15 protein-coding genes are annotated in these 18,340 nt (G+C 63.4%); all 15 read left to right on the forward strand.

From position 1 onward, the window contains the following. The first annotated feature begins 218 nt into the window (after positions 1 to 218). Positions 219 to 3,164: a bifunctional [glutamate--ammonia ligase]-adenylyl-L-tyrosine phosphorylase/[glutamate--ammonia-ligase] adenylyltransferase gene (glnE, locus tag Q8Q83_RS14730; RefSeq protein WP_305624887.1), complete on the forward strand. Its 2,946-nt coding sequence runs from the start codon at positions 219 to 221 to the stop codon at positions 3,162 to 3,164. A 69-nt stretch (positions 3,165 to 3,233) separates the two neighbouring features. Further along, entirely contained in the window at positions 3,234 to 4,157 is a 924-nt protein-coding gene (ilvE, locus tag Q8Q83_RS14735; RefSeq protein WP_305624888.1) for a branched-chain-amino-acid transaminase, read from the forward strand. Positions 4,158 to 4,281: 124 nt separating this feature from the next. Continuing rightward, the gene (gene waaF, locus Q8Q83_RS14740) at positions 4,282 to 5,316 is read left to right on the forward strand and encodes a lipopolysaccharide heptosyltransferase II (protein ID WP_305624889.1); all 1,035 of its coding nucleotides are present in this window, start codon (positions 4,282 to 4,284) and stop codon (positions 5,314 to 5,316) included. Next, positions 5,316 to 6,317, forward strand: coding sequence for a lipopolysaccharide heptosyltransferase I (gene waaC, locus Q8Q83_RS14745; RefSeq protein WP_305624890.1), 1,002 nt, complete (start codon positions 5,316 to 5,318; stop codon positions 6,315 to 6,317). Before waaF ends, waaC begins: the two co-directional genes overlap by 1 nt. After that, positions 6,317 to 7,438 (forward strand): glycosyltransferase family 4 protein, encoded by a 1,122-nt coding sequence (locus Q8Q83_RS14750; protein WP_305624891.1) that lies wholly within the window; start codon positions 6,317 to 6,319, stop codon positions 7,436 to 7,438. Before waaC ends, Q8Q83_RS14750 begins: the two co-directional genes overlap by 1 nt. Then, the gene (gene rfaP / locus Q8Q83_RS14755) at positions 7,435 to 8,256 is read left to right on the forward strand and encodes a lipopolysaccharide core heptose(I) kinase RfaP (protein ID WP_305624892.1); all 822 of its coding nucleotides are present in this window, start codon (positions 7,435 to 7,437) and stop codon (positions 8,254 to 8,256) included. Before Q8Q83_RS14750 ends, rfaP begins: the two co-directional genes overlap by 4 nt. After that, positions 8,256 to 8,990, forward strand: coding sequence for a lipopolysaccharide kinase InaA family protein (locus Q8Q83_RS14760; RefSeq protein ID WP_305624893.1), 735 nt, complete (start codon positions 8,256 to 8,258; stop codon positions 8,988 to 8,990). The genes rfaP and Q8Q83_RS14760 overlap by 1 nt, the downstream gene beginning before the upstream one ends. Then, positions 8,987 to 9,748: a lipopolysaccharide kinase InaA family protein gene (locus tag Q8Q83_RS14765; protein ID WP_305624894.1), complete on the forward strand. Its 762-nt coding sequence runs from the start codon at positions 8,987 to 8,989 to the stop codon at positions 9,746 to 9,748. Before Q8Q83_RS14760 ends, Q8Q83_RS14765 begins: the two co-directional genes overlap by 4 nt. Further along, complete coding sequence (locus tag Q8Q83_RS14770; protein WP_305624895.1) at positions 9,745 to 11,226, forward strand: lipopolysaccharide kinase InaA family protein; 1,482 nt, start codon at positions 9,745 to 9,747, stop codon at positions 11,224 to 11,226. The genes Q8Q83_RS14765 and Q8Q83_RS14770 overlap by 4 nt, the downstream gene beginning before the upstream one ends. 11 nt (positions 11,227 to 11,237) lie before the next feature. Beyond that, complete coding sequence (locus Q8Q83_RS14775) at positions 11,238 to 12,992, forward strand: carbamoyltransferase (protein WP_305624896.1); 1,755 nt, start codon at positions 11,238 to 11,240, stop codon at positions 12,990 to 12,992. Further along, positions 12,979 to 14,118 (forward strand): glycosyltransferase, encoded by a 1,140-nt coding sequence (locus tag Q8Q83_RS14780; RefSeq protein WP_305624897.1) that lies wholly within the window; start codon positions 12,979 to 12,981, stop codon positions 14,116 to 14,118. Before Q8Q83_RS14775 ends, Q8Q83_RS14780 begins: the two co-directional genes overlap by 14 nt. Next, positions 14,115 to 15,383, forward strand: coding sequence for a capsule biosynthesis protein (locus tag Q8Q83_RS14785; RefSeq protein ID WP_305624898.1), 1,269 nt, complete (start codon positions 14,115 to 14,117; stop codon positions 15,381 to 15,383). The genes Q8Q83_RS14780 and Q8Q83_RS14785 overlap by 4 nt, the downstream gene beginning before the upstream one ends. Positions 15,384 to 15,443: 60 nt before the next feature. After that, the gene (locus Q8Q83_RS14790) at positions 15,444 to 16,547 is read left to right on the forward strand and encodes a capsular biosynthesis protein (protein WP_305624899.1); all 1,104 of its coding nucleotides are present in this window, start codon (positions 15,444 to 15,446) and stop codon (positions 16,545 to 16,547) included. 16 nt (positions 16,548 to 16,563) lie between these two features. Continuing rightward, positions 16,564 to 17,775, forward strand: a complete 1,212-nt coding sequence (locus tag Q8Q83_RS14795; protein WP_305624900.1) for an O-antigen ligase — start codon at positions 16,564 to 16,566, stop codon at positions 17,773 to 17,775. Beyond that, a complete protein-coding gene (locus Q8Q83_RS14800; protein WP_305624901.1) occupies positions 17,775 to 18,332 on the forward strand; it encodes a serine acetyltransferase in 558 nt (185 codons plus the stop codon). Before Q8Q83_RS14795 ends, Q8Q83_RS14800 begins: the two co-directional genes overlap by 1 nt. The last annotated feature ends 8 nt before the right edge of the window (positions 18,333 to 18,340 follow it).

Here is an 18,340-nt window from a genome sequence, read left to right on the forward strand (position 1 = left end):
GGCCGACTTCGTGAGTGGGCCTCGTAAATTCTTGGGTTGACCGGGGTAGGGCCGGCTCTGTGTAGTTTTACTACATTCCGACGCCGATTTCAGCCTTTTGGATACAATCTTCGGTAGTAAAACTACAATTATTTTCGCTGCCAGTGATCGCCCCGCTCTAGCGCCGGGTGTTTGCCTTATCCGCGTTCTCGCTGGCGGCCCGCCAAAAAGGATAGACTATGAGCCTGCCCGCGCTGGCCTCTTTACCTGCTGCGCTCGATCCCTTGGCCCTGCGCGCAGAGCAGTCCTTGCAGCAGGCATTTAGCCAATTATCCGCTGAGGCGGCGGCGCAATTCGCCGCCTGGCCGGCCGCGCGCCGCGAGACCTTGCGCCGGGTCGGCGCGGCCAGCGATTTCGTCGTGCAGCAGGGTTTGCGCGATCCGCAGATGCTGCTGGAGCTGGCGGCTTGCGGTGAGTTGGAGCGGGCCTTGGCGGCTGGCGAGCTGCGCGGGCAGCTGCTCGAGGCGTTGCGCGACTGCGCCAATGAGGAGGAGTTGGGGCGGCGCTTGCGGCGTTTTCGCAACCGTCAGCAGCTGCGCATCATCTGGCGCGATATCAGCCGTCAGGCCGATCTGATCGAGACCTGTCGCGACCTCTCGGATCTGGCCGATGCCTGCATCGACCTGGCCTACCACTGGCTGTATCCGCAGCACTGCGTGCAGTTCGGCACGCCCATCGGTCGGCGCTCTGGCGAGCCGCAGCATATGGTGGTGCTCGGCATGGGCAAGCTGGGCGCCCATGAACTGAATCTGTCCTCGGATATCGACCTGATCTTCGGCTACCCCGAGGGCGGCGAGACCCAAGGGGTGAAGCGTGCGCTGGACAATCAGGAGTTCTTTATTCGCCTCGGCCAGCGCCTGATCAAGGCGCTGGATGCGATCACGGTCGATGGCTTCGTGTTCCGCACCGATATGCGCCTGCGCCCCTATGGCTCCTCCGGCTCCCTGGTGTTCAGCTTCAACGCGCTGGAGCAGTACTACCAGGATCAGGGTCGCGACTGGGAGCGCTACGCCATGATCAAGGCGCGGGTGGTGGGTGGCGACCAGGTCGCCGGCGCGCAGTTGCTGGAGATGCTGCGACCCTTCGTTTATCGGCGCTACCTGGACTTTTCCGCCATCGAAGCGCTGCGCGCCATGAAGCAGCTGATCCAGCAGGAAGTGCGGCGCAAGGGCATGGCCGAAAATATCAAGCTCGGTGCCGGCGGCATCCGCGAGGTGGAATTTATCGCCCAGGCCTTCCAGCTGATTCACGGTGGGCGCGACCTCAGCCTGCAGCAACGCTCGCTGTTCAGCGTGTTGCAGATCCTGCAAGGGCAGGGCTATTTGCCCGCCGCGGTGACCGACGAGTTGCGCGATGCCTATGCCTTTCTGCGTTATACCGAGCATGCCCTGCAGGGCATCGACGATCGGCAGACGCAGATGCTCCCCGACGACGAGCGGGATCGCGCGCGGGTGGCCTTTATCATGGGCTTTGCCAGCTGGCAGGCGTTCCATGAGCGCCTGATGCACTGGCGTGGCCGGGTCGACTGGCATTTCCGCCAGGTCATCGCCGACCCGGACGAGGAGGTCGAAGGCGATCAGGAGGCGGTGGTCGGCGGTGAGTGGCTGCCGCTGTGGGAGGAAGCTCAGGACGAGGCGGCGGCCTGTCACCAGCTGAGCGAGGCCGGTTTTGCCGATGGCCTAGGGGCCTGGCAGCGCTTGGTCGGGCTGCGCAACGGCAACCAGGTGCGCGCCATGCAGCGCCTCGGCCGCGAGCGTCTGGACGCCTTCGTGCCGCGTCTGCTGGCCCAGGCGGTGGAGCACGACAACCCGGACCTGGTGCTGGAGCGGGTGTTGCCGCTGGTGGAGGCGGTGGCGCGGCGTTCGGCCTATCTGGTGTTGCTCACGGAAAACCCCGGAGCTTTGCAGCGCTTGCTAACCCTGTGCGCCGCCAGCCCGTGGATCGCCGAGCAGATCACCCGCTTCCCCTTGTTGCTCGATGAGCTGCTCAACGAGGGGCGCCTGTTCAAGCCGCCCCTGGCGCCGGAGCTGGCCGCCGAGTTGCGCGAACGCCTGGCGCGTATCCCCGAGGACGACCTGGAACAGCAGATGGAAGCGCTGCGTCATTTCAAGCTGGCCCACGGACTGCGCGTGGCCGCCTCGGAAATCGCCGGCAGCCTGCCGTTGATGAAGGTCAGCGACTATCTGACCTGGCTGGCCGAGGCGATTCTCGATCAGGTGCTGGCCCTGGCCTGGCGCCATACGGTGGCCAAGTACGGCACGCCGCGGCGGGTCGATGGCAGCCTGTGCGATCCGGATTTCGTCATAGTCGGCTACGGCAAGGTGGGCGGCCTGGAGTTCGGCCACGGCTCGGACCTGGATCTGGTGTTTATCCACGATGGCGATCCCCAGGCCGAGACCGACGGCGCCAAGCCCATCGACGGCGCGCAGTTCTTCAATCGCCTGGGCCAGCGCATCATCCACCTGCTGACCACCCAGACCAACTCCGGCCAGCTCTATGAGGTGGATATGCGCCTGCGTCCCTCGGGCGCGGCGGGTTTGCTGGTCAGCTCCCTGGGCGCCTTTTTGCGCTATCAGGAGAACGAGGCCTGGACCTGGGAGCATCAGGCCCTGGTGCGCGCGCGGGTGCTGGTGGGGTGCCCGCGGGTCGGTAAGGCCTTCGCGGCGGTGCGCGCGCAGGTGCTGGGGGGCGCGCGCGACCTGAACAAGCTGCGCGGCGAGGTCAGCGAGATGCGCGCCAAGATGCGCGACAACCTCGGCAGCAAGGCCACCGCCGCCGGCACCGCGGCCAACGCCTTCGAGGCCGCGTTCCCCTTCGATCTGAAGCAGGATGCCGGTGGTATCGTCGATATTGAATTTATGGTGCAATACGCGGCCCTGGCCTGGTCGCACCAGTACCCGGAACTGCTGGAGTTCACCGATAACATCCGCATTCTGGAAGGGCTGGAGCGCGTCGGTATGCTGCCGGGGGAGGATGCTCGTTTGCTGCGGGATATTTACAAAGCCTACCGCGCAGCGGCGCACCGCCAGGCATTGCAGAAGCAGCCTGGGGTGGTGAGTGGTGAGCAGTTCCCTGAGGAGCGGCGCAGCGTGATGCGCATCTGGCGGGAACTGGGCTTGAGCTGAATTGATGGTGCCGGCCGCGTGTGGCGGCCGGCCTACTCTGTACCAATAGAATGTGAGGAGCAGGCAATTATGTCGATGGCCGATCGTGATGGCGTGATCTGGTATGACGGCGAACTGGTGCCGTGGCGCAGCGCGACCACCCACGTGCTGACCCATACCCTGCACTACGGCATGGGCGTATTCGAGGGCGTGCGTGCCTACAACACCCCGCAGGGCACGGCGATCTTCCGTCTGGAGGCGCACACCGACCGCCTGTTCGATTCGGCCCACATCATGGGCATGAAGATTCCCTTCAGCAAAGAAGAGATCAACCAGGCCACCCGCGCCGCCGTGCGCGAGAACAACCTGGAAAGCGCCTATATCCGTCCGATGGTGTTCTACGGATCTGAAGCCATGGGCCTGCGCGCCACCGGCTTGAAGGTGCAGGTGATAGTCGCAGCCTGGAACTGGGGTGCCTATATGGGCGACGAAGCCCTGCAGGTCGGCATCAAGGTGCGCACCAGCTCCTTTACCCGCCACCACGTCAATATCTCCATGACCCGCGCCAAGGCCAACGGCAACTACATCAACTCGATGCTGGCGCTGCAGGAAGCCATCTCCGGTGGCGCCGATGAGGCCATGCTGCTGGACCCGGAAGGCTATGTGGCCGAGGGCTCGGGGGAGAATATCTTTCTGGTCAAGAACGGCGTGATCTACACCCCGGAAGTCACGTCCTGCCTCAATGGCATCACCCGTAACACCATCCTGACCCTGGCCGCCGAGCACGGTATCCAGGTGGTCGAGAAGCGCATCACCCGCGACGAGGTGTATATCGCCGACGAGGCCTTCTTCACCGGCACCGCCGCCGAAGTCACGCCGATTCGCGAAGTCGATGGCCGGCAGATCGGTGCGGGTCGTCGCGGCCCGGTGACCGAGAAGCTGCAGACCGCTTATTTCGACCTGGTGACTGGCAAGACCGATGCTCACGCCGAATGGCGCACCTTGGTTAAATAAGCGGCCAGCTTCGTAGGATGGGTTGAGCGCAGCGATACCCATCACGCGATGCAGATTAGGCTGATAGTCGAGCGTTAAGTCTGTCCGGGAGGCGAAAGCCTCCTTGGTCGTTTCTGGAAACCGCATGAAAATACTGATCGTAGGCCCCAGTTGGGTGGGCGATATGGTGATGGCGCAGACACTGTTCCAGTGTCTGCAGCAGCGCCACCCCGGCTGCGAAATCGATGTGCTGGCCCCCGAGTGGAGCCGGCCGATTCTCGAGCGCATGCCCGAAGTGCGCCAGGCCCTGAGCTTCCCCCTGGGCCACGGCATGCTCGAGCTGGCCACCCGGCGCAAGATAGGCAAGTCCCTGGCCGGCCAGTACGATCAGGCCATTCTGCTGCCCAATTCGCTCAAATCCGCCCTGGTGCCGTTCTTTGCCGGCATCCCCAAGCGCACCGGCTGGAAGGGCGAGATGCGCTACGGCCTGCTTAACGATATCCGCGCACTGGACAAAGAGCGTTACCCGCTGATGATCGAGCGCTTTATGGCCCTGGCCTTCGAGCCGGGCGCCGAACTGGCGCAGCCTTATCCGCGGCCGTCTCTGCAGATAGAGCCGGCCAGCCGCGACGCGGCCTTGCGCAAGTTCGGCCTGAGCCTGGATCGCCCGGTGCTGGCGCTCTGTCCGGGGGCCGAGTTCGGCGAAGCCAAGCGCTGGCCGAGCGAACATTACGCCAAGGTCGCCGAGGCGAAGATCCGCCTCGGCTGGCAGGTCTGGCTGTTCGGCTCGAAGAACGATCATCCAGTGGGTGAAGATATCCGTTCGCGCCTGATTCCCGGCCTGCGTGAAGAAGCGGTGAATCTGGCCGGTGACACCAGCCTGGCCGAGGCCATCGACCTGCTGTCCTGCGCGGGAGCCGTGGTGTCCAACGATTCCGGGCTGATGCATGTGGCGGCCGCGCTGAATCGCCCGCTGGTGGCGGTGTACGGCTCCACTTCGCCGGCCTTCACCCCGCCTCTGGCCGAGCAGGTGGAGATAGTCCGCCTTAATCTTCCGTGCAGTCCCTGCTTCGATCGCACCTGTCGCTTCGGCCACTACAACTGCCTGGGCCAGCTCAAGCCGCGCGCGGTGATAGAGGCGTTGGAGCGCCTGGTGGCCGATCCGGTCGAGGTCGAATAGTGCGGGTTCTGTTGATCAAGACTTCGTCGCTCGGCGACGTGATTCACAGCCTGCCGGCCCTGACCGACGCGGCGCGGGCGATTCCCGGTATCCAGTTCGATTGGGTGGTGGAAGAAGGTTTCGCCGAGATCCCCGCCTGGCACCCGGCCGTGGCCCGGGTGATTCCGGTGGCGATCCGCCGCTGGCGCAAGAACCTCTGGCAGACCTTCAAGAGCGGTGAGTGGCAGCGCTTCAAGCGGCGCCTGGGCGAGACCCAGTACGACCTGGTGATCGATGCTCAGGGCTTGCTGAAAAGCGCCTGGCTGACCTGTTACGTCAAGGCGCCGGTGGCCGGCCTGGACCGCGATTCGGCGCGCGAGCCTCTGGCCAGCCGTTTCTATAACCGCGCCTATACCGTGCCGCGCGAGCAACATGCCCTGGAGCGGGTGCGCCAGCTGTTTGCCCAGGCCCTGGATTATCCGCTGCCCGACACGGCCGCGGACTATGGCCTGAATCGTGCGCAGCTGGCCGATGGCGCGGCGCAGCCCTATCTGCTGTTTCTGCACGGCACCACCTGGCCCAGCAAGCATTGGCCGGAAGCCAACTGGCGCGCGCTGGCCGAGCAGATGAGCGAGCAGGGCTGGGCGATTCGCCTGCCCTGGGGCAATGCGGTGGAGAAGGAACGGGCCGAGCGGATCGCCGCCGGCGTCGAGCATGCCGCCGTGCTGCCCAAGCTGAATCTGGCCGGGGTGGCCAAGGTGATTGCCGGGGCCAGCGCTTGCGTGGCGGTGGACACCGGTCTGGGTCACCTGGCCGCCGCCCTGGATGTGCCGAGCATCTCCCTGTACGGCCCGACCCTGCCGGGGCGCGTCGGCGCCTATGGCCGCTCGCAGGTGCATCTGTGCGCCAGCGGGCCGAATGCCGGCCTGGGCGACCGGCACAAGCCCTGTTTCGACGGTTTGGATGTCGAGCGTGTCGCCACGCAACTGCAGGCCCTGTTGTTAGCTGAGGAAACTGTCTGATGCAATTAGCTTTTATCCTCTACAAATACTTCCCCTTCGGCGGCCTGCAGCGCGACTTTATGCGCATCGCCCTGGAGTGCCAGGCGCGCGGCCATGCCATCCGCGTCTACACGCCGATCTGGGAAGGCGAGGTGCCGGCGGGTTTCGAGCTGGTGCTGGTGCCGGTCAAGGCGCTGTTCAACCACAAGCGCAACGAAAAGCTCACGGCCTGGATCGAGGCCGATCTGGCCAAGCGCCCGGTGGATCGGGTGGTGGGTTTCAACAAGATGCCCGGCCTCGACGTCTATTACGCCGCCGACGGCTGCTTCGAGGACAAGGCGCAGACCCTGCGCAACCCGCTGTATCGCCAGTGGGGGCGCTACAAGCACTTCGCCGACTACGAGCGGGCGGTGTTCGCCCTCGAGGCGAAGACCGAGATACTGATGATCTCCGAGGTGCAGCAGCCGCTGTTTATCCAGCACTACCACACCCCGCTGCAGCGCTTTCACCTGCTGCCGCCGGGCATCGCCCAGGACCGCCGCGCACCGGCTAATGCCGCCGAGATCCGCGCCGAGTTCCGCCGCGAGTTCAAGCTGGCGGACGATGAACTGCTGCTGGTGCAGTTCGGCTCCGGGTTCAAGACCAAGGGCCTGGATCGCAGCCTGAAGGCCCTGGCCGCCCTGCCGCGGGAGCTGAAGCAGCGCACCCGCCTGATCGCCATCGGCCAGGACGATCCGCGCGCCTTCCAGTTGCAGGCCAAGACCCTGGGCTTGTCCGAGCAGGTGCAGATTCTCAAGGGCCGCAGCGATATCCCGCGCTTCCTGCTGGGCGCCGATCTGCTGATCCATCCGGCCTATAACGAAAACACCGGCACCGTGCTGCTGGAGGCCCTGGTCTCCGGCTTGCCGGTGCTGGTCAGCGCTGTCTGCGGCTATGCCCATTACATCGCCGAGGCGGATGCCGGGCGGGTGCTGCCCAGCCCCTTCGAGCAGGAACGCCTCAACCATCTGCTCGCCGATATGCTCGCCGACGATCAGCGCCGAGAGTTCTGGGGGCGCAATGGCCTGGCCTATGCCGACAGCGCCGATCTGTATTCCATGCCGCAGCGCGCGGCGGACATTATCCTGGCGGCGCGCCCATGAAGCTGGTGTTGGCAGAACCCTTTAACAGCCTGTGGGCCGGGCGCGATGCCTTTGCCGCGGTCGAGGCCTTGCAGGGCCAGATTTACCGCGAGCTGGAAGGCCGCCGCACCCTGCGCACCGAGGTCGCCGGGCGCGGCTATTTCGTCAAGATCCACCGCGGCATCGGCTGGGGCGAGATAGTCAAGAACCTGCTGAGCGCCAAGCTGCCGGTGCTGGGCGCGCGCCAGGAGTGGCAGGCCATCCATCGCCTGCAGCAGGCCGGCGTGCCGACCATGACCGCGGTGGCCTATGGCGAGCGCGGCAACAACCCGGCGGCGCAGCATTCCTTTATCGTCACCGAGGAACTGGCGCCGACCACCGATCTCGAGCAGTTCAGCCTGAACTGGCTGCAGCAGCCGCCCGAGCCGCGCCTCAAGTGGGCGCTGATCGCCGAGGTGGCGCAGATGAGCGGGGCCATGCACCGCGCCGGGGTCAATCACCGTGACTGCTATATCTGCCACTTTCTGCTGCACACCGATAAGCCGGTGACGGCGGACGATCTGCGCCTGTCGCTGATCGACCTGCACCGCGCCCAGGTACGCGCCGTTACGCCGCTGCGCTGGCGCAACAAGGACCTGGCCGCGCTGTATTTTTCCGCCCTGGATATCGGCCTGACCCGGCGCGACAAGCTGCGCTTTCTGCAAACCTATTTTCAGGAAACCAAGGGCCAGCAACCGCTGCGGCAGATTCTGCAGGACGAGGCGCGCCTGTTGGCCTGGCTGCAGCGCAAGGCGGACAAGCTCTATGCCCGCAAACAGCGTTATGGGGATGCGCTCTGATGTCAGCCTGGATTCTGGATCAGCAGTACCAGGCGCTGTCTGCCGACTTCGCCAGCCTGGATGCGGTATTCGCCCTGCAAGGCGAGCGCCTGACCAAGGACCCGCTGTCGGAAGTGATACTGATTGAGCGCGACGGCGTGCGCTATTACGTCAAGCGCTACTGGGGCGCGGGCAAGGGGCTGCGCCGCTTTATCGGGCGGCCGCGGGTCAAGGCCGAGTGGCAGAACCTGAAGAACTTTGCCAAGTGGGGCGTGCCGACTGCGTCAATCGTCGCTTATGGCCTGGAGCGCAAGCGGGGCAGTTTTGTTCGCGGCGCCCTGATTACCCGCGAGCTGGACAATACCGAAGACCTGGCCCTGCTGGCCAAACGCAATGACCCGCGCCTGCGCGACAAGGATTGGGTGGTGGGTGTCAGCCACCAGTTGGCCCGCGCCACGCGGACCTTGCATGAGCATCACTTCACCCATAACGACTTGAAGTGGCGCAATTTGCTGGTCAACGACCGCGCCGAGCTGTTCTTTATCGACTGCCCGACCGGCTCCTTCTGGTGGGGCCCGCTGCTGCGTTACCGCATCGTCAAGGATCTGGCCTGTCTGGATAAGGTCGCCAAATACAAACTGTCGCGCAGCCAGCGCCTGCGCTTCTACCTACAGTACCGCGGTCGTGAGCGCTTGAACGCCAGCGATAAAAAGCGCATCCGCCAGATAGTCGGTTTTTTCGAGGGCAGGGAATGAGCGACTTTATCGACGCGGCGGATCGCGCGCTGCTGGAACGCCATGGACTGGCCAGCTACGACGCGCTGTGGGCGCTGCAGCTGGAAGCGGTGGATGAACCCAATACCGAGCGCGGCGGCTGGAGCAGCGTGTATCGCCTGGATCTGGGCGAGGCGGCGTTTTACCTCAAACGCCAGAGCAATCACCTGACCCGCAACCTGCTGCATCCCTTTGGCGAGCCGACCTTTGCCCGCGAGTTTCGCAATATCCAGCGTTACCAGGCTCTGGGTATTCCGGCGTTGCAGGCAGCCTTCTTCGCCGAGCGGCGGCTGCCGGGCGAGCGCCGGGCGATTCTGCTGACCCGTGCCCTGGATGGTTGGCGCGATCTGGACAGTCTGCTATCGGGCTGGAGTACACGCCCCGAGACGCAACGTGCGGCCATTCTGCGCGCCTGTGCCGAGCTGGCCCAGCGCCTGCACGGCGCCGGGCAGATGCATGGCTGCTTCTATCCCAAGCATATCTTTCTCAAGGAAGAGGGCCTCAAGGAAGACGGCGGCGCCTTCAGTGCGCAGTTGATCGACCTGGAGAAGACCCGTCCGCTGCTGTTTGGCGAGCGCGACCGAGTCAAGGACCTGGAGCCGCTGCTGCGCCGCGCCGCGGTCTGGAGCGAGGCGGAGGTGCGCCAGTTGCTGGCGGCCTATCTGCCGGCCGGCGGCGACATCGAACGCTGGTGGCGACTGCTGGGCGCGCGGCGGCTTAACAAGGCGGCGCGCCGGTGACTCTCGTCGAGCTGGCCCAGGCCGGGCGTAGCCCCGAGTTGCCGCTGCAGATAGAACTGGCGGATGCCGCGGGCCCGGCAGTCTTGCGCCTGGAGCAACTGCTGCGGGTGCTGCCGGGGCAGCGTTATGTCGGTCTGGCCGAATGGCGGGGGCGCAAGGTGCTGGCCAAACTGCTGGTGGGCGCTAAGGCCGCGCGGCATTTCCGGCGTGAATTGCAGGGCGCGCGCTGCCTGGCCGAACAAGGGCTGTGCACACCGATACTGCTGGCCGATGGGCTGCAAGAGGGTGAGGGCGGTTGGCTGCTGTTCGACTACCTGGATGGCGCAGAAAGCCTGGGGGATAGCTGGCGGGCGGTGGAAAATACCGCGCTGCTGAGCGATGCCCAGCAACAGGTGCTCGGTGAAGCCCTGGCCGCCATCGCGCAGATGCACGCCAAGGGCTTATGGCAAGCCGATCTGCATCTGGACAATCTGCTGCGGCATAACGGCCAGCTGTTTATTATCGACGGCGGCGGCGTGCAGGCCGAAGCGCCTGGTCAGCCGCTGTCGCGGGACAAGGTGCTGGCTAACCTCGGAGTGTTCTTCGCCCAGTTACCGGCCGAGCTCACCCCCTATATCGAAGAGCTGCTGGTGCATTACCTGCTGGTCAACGGCGAGCACGCCCTGCCGCTGGAAGTCTTGCTTCAGGAAGTGGCCAAGGTGCGGCGCTGGCGCCTGGGTGATTATTTGCAGAAGATCGCCCGCGATTGCAGCCTGTTCTCCGCCAAAGTGGGGGCTTTCGGCCTGCGCATAGTGCGCCGCGACGAGCAGCAGGCCCTGGAGCCGCTGCTGGATAACCTGGACCAGCTGACCGAGCAGGGGCATATCTACAAGACCGGTGGCGCCGCCACCGTGGCGCGGGTCGAGTTGGCCGGCCGGCCCTTGGTGGTCAAGCGCTACAACATCAAGAACCTGGCCCATTGGCTTAAGCGCTTCTGGCGTCCCAGCCGCGCCTGGCACAGTTGGGTCGAGGGGCAGCGCCTGCAGCTGCTCGGCATCGCCACCCCGCGCCCGCTGGCGGTCGTGGAGCGGCGCTGGAGCTGGCTGCGCGGGCGCGCCTACCTGATTACCGAATATTGCGGCGGGCAGGATATAATCGCGCGTTTTCAGCCCTACTTGGCTACACAAGGGCAGAGTTCGCCGCCTGAATCCGACCTGTTGGCCCTCGATCGCCTGTTCGCCGCCTTGCTGCGCGAACGCATCAGCCACGGCGATCTTAAGGGGCACAATCTGCTTTGGATTGAAGAGCGGGATGAGGCTCAGGGTTTTTGGTCGCTGATCGACCTGGACGCCATGCAGCAACACCGCAGTGAACGCAGTTTCGCCAGGGCTTATGCCCGCGACCGTGCCCGATTTTTACGCAACTGGCCGGCTGACTCCCAGCTGTGCCAACTGCTCGACCAACGCTTACCGCAGGTGCCCGGCACCTGCCCGAAATAGAGGCAAAACCAGTGGCATTGACCATTCTCGGCCTGTCCGGCGCTCTCAGTCATGATCCTTCCGCCGCCCTGTATATCGACGGCAAGTTGATCGCGGCCGCCGAAGAAGAGCGCTTTGTGCGCGACAAGCACGCGAAGAACCGCATGCCCTACGAGTCGGCCAAGTTCTGCCTGGAACAGGCCGGGATCAAGCCGAGCGATGTCGACGTCGTGGCCATTCCCTTCGCCCCCATCAGCATCTTCGAGAAAGCCCGCTGGCAGTATGCCAAGCGCTACTGGTACGCCCCGGATCGTGCGCTGGACGCCATCCTGATGGGCAACCGTCGCTACAAGCGCTACTACAAGCATATCCAGTGGTGCTTGCAGCAGCTCGGCTTCGACCTGAAGAAGATCAAGATCGAGCCGGTCGAGCATCACCTGGCCCACGCCGCCAGCGCCTATCACTGCTCGGGCTTCACCGAGAAGACCGCGATCCTCGGCATCGACGGCAAGGGCGAGTACGCCACCACCTTCTTCGGCTACGGCGAGAACGGCAAGATCCACAAGATCAAGGAGTTCTTCGACCCGGATTCCCTCGGAGGTCTGTACGGCGCGATCACCGAGTTCCTCGGCTTCGAGATGCTCGACGGCGAGTTCAAGGTCATGGGCATGGCGCCCTATGGCGATGCCAGCCAGTACGATTTCTCCCGTCTGGCCAAGTTTGAAAACGGTGAGCTGATCATCAACACCGACTACGCCAACGTCATCGGCCTGCGCCGCTATAAGGAAAACGGCAAAGGCTTCTACTTCTCCAAGAAGCTGATCGAGTGGCTGGGGCCCAAGCGTCAGGGCGATATCGCCGACGACCCTTATATCCACTACGCCGCCAGCATGCAGGCGCTGTTCGAGAAGCTGGCGCTGCAGATGATGGAACACTATCTGGGTGACATCATCCGCGAGACCGGCAAGATCGCCTTCGCCGGCGGCTGCGCGCTGAATGTCAAACTCAACCAGAAGATCATCGCCAGGGACGACGTCAAAGAGTTGTTTGTCCAGCCCGCTTCCGGCGACGCCGGTACCGCGGTCGGCGCGGCTGCCTACGTCTCGCACCAGCGCGGCGTGCCGGTGGAGAAGATGGAGCACGTCTACCTCGGCCCGGCTTACTCCAACGAGGATGTGATCGCCGCCTGCGCCCGTCACCCGAGCAAACCGGTGTTCAAGCAGATCGACAATATGCCGCAGCGCATCGCCAAGATCATGGTCGATGCCAATCCGGTGGCCTGGTTCCAGGGCCGCATGGAGTTCGGCCCGCGCGCCCTCGGCGGCCGTTCGATCATCGGTTGCCCGAGCGTGCCAGGCGTAGCCGACCGCATCAACGAGCAGATTAAGTTCCGCGAGCGCTGGCGCCCCTTCTGCCCGTCGATGCTGGATACCGTCGGCCCGCAGATGCTCAAGGTCGACCACCCGAGCCCCTTTATGACCTTCACCTTTGAAGTCAATGAAGAGTGGAAGACCCGCGTCAGCGAAGTGGTGCACGAGGACGGCACCTCGCGCGCCCAGGTGCTCAAGCGCGAATACAACCCGCGCTACTACGACATGATGCTGGAACTGGAGAAACTCACCGGCAACGGCGTGTCGCTGAACACCTCGCTCAACCGCCGCGGCGAGCCGATGATCTGCTCGCCCACCGACGCGCTGAACATGTTCTACGGCTCCGACCTGCAATACCTGATCATGGAAGACATTCTGGTGGTCAAGGATGGCAAGGATTGGTATGACAATGTCTGAGGTCGCTGGGGCTGATCAGCCGTGGGTTTTGCAGTTTTGCCACGGCTACGACGGTCCCTTCCTCGACTGCGCGCGGCAGTACGCCGCGCTATTTGTCGGTACGCCTTACAAGGTCTGTACGGTCTACCTGACCGGTAAGCCAAGCTCGGAGGTCGAGCAAGGCTCGGCTTCCGACGAGGTGATCTTTCTCGATTACGCGAGCCGCGATGTGCGCGGCCTCAAGCTCAAGGCCATCGGCGATATCAAGCGCATCGCCGCGTCACGCAACTTCAAGTTCTGCATCGCCCATCGTTTCAAACCCATCTATGTGGCCTTGCTCGGCAGCGACCTGCCGGTGATAGGCGTGCACCATGCCTTCGGCGATTACCAGCGGCGCTCGCGCCGGCTGTTTGCCAACTTCTTCCGGAGTCGCCTGGCCTTGCTCGGCGTCTCCAACGCGGTGCGCGACGATATGCGTGGCTGCCTGCCAGCCTGGCCGCACGAGCGCATCGAAACCCTGTACAACCGCATCGATATCGCCGCCGTGCAGGCCGAACAGGTGTCGCGCGAGGCCGCTCGCGAGCATCTCGGTCTGCTGCAGCAGGCCTGGATAGTCGGCAACGTCGGCCGCCTGCACCCGGATAAGGACCAGGCCACCCTGATCCGCGGCTTCGCCACGGCACTACCCCAGTTGCCGGCCGGCAGCCTGCTGGCGATTATGGGCAGTGGCAAGCTGGAGTCTTCATTAAAGGCGCTGGCTGCTGAGCTGGGTGTGGCCGAGCAGGTGCGCTTTCTGGGACAGGTTCCTGAAGGGCGTCGCTACTTCAAGGCCTTCGATGTGTTTGCCCTGACTTCCGACCATGAGCCCTTCGGCATGGTCCTGCTCGAAGCCATGGCCGCCGGTGTGCCGGTGATCTGCAGTGATTGCGGCGGCGGGCGGGAAGTGGTGCAGGGTGTGGGTAGGCTGTTCGTTCTGGGCGATGCCGAGGCATTGGCCCGGCAATTGATCGCCGAAGCTGCTGATGCTGCAGCGCTGGCGGGTACGCCTCAACGTATACAGGCTCATCTCGCGCAGCGTTTCTCCGATCAGGTTGTCTACGAGCATTTCTGGACGTTACCCATGCTCACCGGCCTGCGTTCGACATGACTACGGTTGTCTCCGGCAATCCCTGGGTGGACAAGGCCCGCGCGCTGGACCGCTACCGCTGGCTGCTGCTGCGCGAGCGGCATGGCTTGCTCGGCAGTGCGCTGTGTTTCGTCCGCGAGGCGATTGGTGACTGGCTGTTCGGCCTGCGCGCCCAGGCACGCCTGGCACGTTCGATCAGTGCGCAGCCCTGCGATTTTCTCCTGCTGCAATCGGCACTGAAGGTGATCAAGTTCCAGCGCAAGAAGCTGCTGATCGATGGACTGCGCGCGCGCGGTCATGCGTTGGTGGAAACCGCACTGCAGGAGCCCAGGACCATTCTCCGCCAGCGCCTGCTCAAGCGTCCGCCGCAGTCGGTGCCACTGCGTTACTTCGGCCATGCGGCCTATGCCGAGTGGCTGGTCGAGCACCACCAACCGCGCATCTTGCTCAATGATCGCAATGGCAGCCTGTATTCGCCGTTCTTGCGCCTGGCCCTGAACCGCCGTGACCGTCTGCTGGTACACCTGGCCCATGCGACCACCGTGGAAGGTTCGCGGCGCCTGAGCATGAACGACTACGACTACTACTTCCTGTTCGGCCGGAGTTCGCTGGAGGCCCTGCAGGCGCGCGCGCTGCGTTTCGGTACTTCGATGGTGGTGCTGGCCGGCTCGCACATGATCGACGACACCTTCGATCTGCCGCCTGCCGAGGCTGAGCGCCGCGTACTGTTGATCCTCGGCGTCGGCCCGGACAAGGAAAAAGAGCTGGGCTACCAGCGCACTTACACCATGCTGCGCGCCTGGACGGCCGAGAACCCGGATTACCAGGTGCTGATCAAGGCGCATCCGCGCAGCCAGGTGCCGTTCTGGCACGATGCGGCCGCGACTCTGGAGAACCTGCGGGTGCTGCCTTCCGACTGTGGGCTGGCTGATGCATTGAGCCGGGCGTCCGTAGTGGTCAACATCATGTCGAATGCGGTCATCGAGGCCGCCCTGGCACGACGGCCGGTGATCCACGCGAATGCCAGTGGTGAACACGACATCTTCGCCCAGGCGCGGTTTTTCGGTGCTTGCGTGACCGACTTGCCAGCGTTGGCTGCCCGTCTGGGCGAGATATCAGCGGCCTACCCGGCCAGTGTCGTCAGCTCTGAGCGCTTTGCCGAGTTTCATCTTGCGCACGGCGTGGAGGGCCTGAGCAATACGCTAGTCCTGCTGGACGAGTTGCTGGCCGATGGACGCTGTGCCGGGGAGGTACTGCCGCCCTCCAATTCCATTTTCGGGAGTTGATCACAATGACTCCGCATTATTCTCTCGGCCGGCGGTAGTGCCTCCGGCAATGGTGTGTGTATGAACAAGTTCCTGTTTTTTTCCCTGGCCAAGCATCAGACAATCTACTTCCAACGCCTACTGACGAATACTCCGCTGCAGGGGCGAGTCGTTACGCCACGGCAGTTGCCATTGCCTGCACTGGGTGGCTGGCATCGTGTCATTCAGCGCATCGGCTGGCACAAACTGGTTGAGGAGAAGTGCCAGGAGCGACGAGTCAAGGCCAAGTACGAGGGCGCGTTCTATCGGCTGCTGCTACGCCTCGAAATGCTGGTAATGGCGCTGCGCCTGCAAGCATTGGTCGAGCGGGACAAGCCCGATGCCGTGGTGGTCTGGAATGGTTCCAATCGTTATTGCCAACTTCTGCTGTCGCTTCTTCCGGAAGGCACGAAGACCTTCTTCTTCGAGAACGGTTTGCTGCCCGATACCACCACCCTGGATCCGCGCGGGGTCAACTACTTTAACTCGGTGCCGCGTGATGCCGCGTTCTATCGTGCTTATGCCGCGCGTCAGGCCATCGACCTGCAGCAGGAGGTGACTCTCATTCCGCGCAAACCTCGCGTCGCCGGACAGGTCGCGATCACGTTGCCCGAGCGTTTTGTGTTCATCCCGTTTCAGGATGATCGCGACACCCAGGTTCGTCTGTTCTCGCCCTGGATCGGCAATATGCGCGAGCTGTTCGCCCTGGGTGAGCGACTGGTCGCCGAGACCGGCTGGACCGTGGTGTTCAAGGAGCATCCGTCGAGTCGCGAGTCCTACCCTGAGCTGCACCAGCGTACCCATGAGCGCCTGATGTTTGCCAATGGCAATGCCACCCAGGAGCTGATCGAGGCTTGCGAGTTTGTTGTCACCCTCAACTCCACGGTGGGGTTGGAAAGCTTGTTGCTCGGCAAGCCATTGCTGATCCTCGGGCAGGCATTCTTCAATGTCGAGGGCGTGGCCATGCACGCCGACTCGCGGGATGAGCTGATGCGGATTGCCAAGGACTTTCCGCAATGGCCGGTGGATGAGGTGTTGCGCAGGAGCTTCCTGCATTATCTGCAGCATGAATATTGCGTGCCCGGGCGCTGGCAGGACTCCAGCGGCGAGCACCTGATGGAAGTTGCTCGGCGCTTGAGCGCGTAAAACGGGAAGGTGTTAATTGAGTGTCAGAGACAAGTTGTACCCCCTCTTTCAGTGCTGGCTGGCGCTCGGGTTGTTCCTGCAGCTGGCCGGTCTGTGTTTTATTACCGATGGCAGCCGTTACACGACCATAGTCAACCTGATGCTGTTCTTGCCCGCGCTGCTGGCTGTGGTGCTGTCGTGGTCGCGGATCGACAGCTGGCAGCGCCCGCTGTGCATGGCTCTTCTGGCTTTGCTGGCGTGGGTCTTGATCGTCGCGTTGTTCAACGAAGGCAGCGAAGACGGGCGACTGCGTTGGCTGCGTGTGACCCTGTACGCTTGGTTGTATCTGATGGCAATCAGCCTGGTTATGCAGAACCGACGAGTCTGGCAATGGTTGCTGGTGGCCGTCGTGCTGGTGGCGGGCCTGTGTGCTTGGGGCAGTCTGGTGCAGGCGTTGTATGTTGAGCAGCATGGGTTGGAGTACCGGGCTTTCCGAATCTTTACCTGGGGCTGGCGCGGATTGGCCGATTTTGGCAATCCGATTGTTGCCGCCCTGTATTTTGGCGTTGGCGCGCTAGTCGCCGCACACCTGGTCGTGAGCGCCCGGGGGATAATCCGCTGGCTGTGCCTGGTCGCCTTGGTGGGAATGTTGGCCTACCAGTACTTCACTTATTCTCGTGGAGTATGGGTCGGCGTTCTCGCCGGGCTGGCAACCTTGGGCTGGTTTGTCCTGAGCCGACGTCTGTTGGTTATCGCCATCGTGGTTGCAACACCCATGGCCGTGCTGATCTTGCTTTTGCTGGGTCGCGCCGGGGGACTCGAAATGAGTTACCGCGATGCGATTTTTGGTAGTTGGCTTTCGCAGCTGGATACGTTCTGGTTATGGGGCGCCGGTGCGGGTGCCGACGCCAATATCTGCATTGCAGCGGCCAAACGCTGCTTCAACCAGGCGCACAGTCTTTATCTGCAGTTCTTCTTCGAGTATGGGTTGCCCGGCCTTTTGCTCTTGCTGACACTGATCGGCCTATTACTGCACAGGGGGTGGCGCTATCGGTTGCAGGACAGCATGGCGCCATTGGGCCTGGCCATGATGGTGTTCACCCTGGTTGTCGCAATCGCCAATTTCTATGTGATCTTTCTGCGGCCAGGCGTGTTCTGGATGGTCTTCTGGTTGCCGGTTGGTATCTTGCTGGCCGTGTCGGCGACTCCGCGAGGCAGCGCTAAAATGCAGTCGATAGGAGCGCAATGATGAGTCTGATCGCCGATTTTCAACTGCTCAAACGCTACTGGTCCATCGAGATTCTCGGCAGCGCGGAGCGCCGTTTCTCCTGGCGTCGGGTGCGGCAGAAGTGCAAGCGCAGCAACCGCTATGCCTACGTATTCTGGTATCGCGTGGCCTACGTGATGCACACCAGCCACAGCGGCTTCTGGCGTCGCCGCGCCAAGTTGCTCAACGAGCGCCTGAGCCGATGCTACAACGTAGAGATTATGCTTGGCGCCGAGGTCGGTGAGGGGTTGTGGATCGGTCATCCTACGGGAATCGTCATCAGCGGTTATTCGGTGATCGGCAAGAACTTCAAGGTGTGGCAGAACTGCACGGTAGGGATTAAGGGCGGCGAGGGCGAGAAGTCCATCCGCATTGGCGACAATGTGCGGCTCGCCGCGCATTCCTGCATCATCGGTGACGATATCCAGATTGGCGACAACGTGAGCATTGGCGCCATGTCGTTCGTCAACAAGAGCGTGCCGAGCAACTCCGTTTGCATAACCCGCAAAATCAGCGAGGTTTTTCCGCAGGAAAGTTGAATGATGCG

The sequence above is a fragment of the Pseudomonas sp. genome (assembly GCF_030696055.1).
Taxonomy (GTDB): Bacteria; Pseudomonadota; Gammaproteobacteria; order Pseudomonadales; family Pseudomonadaceae; genus Aquipseudomonas.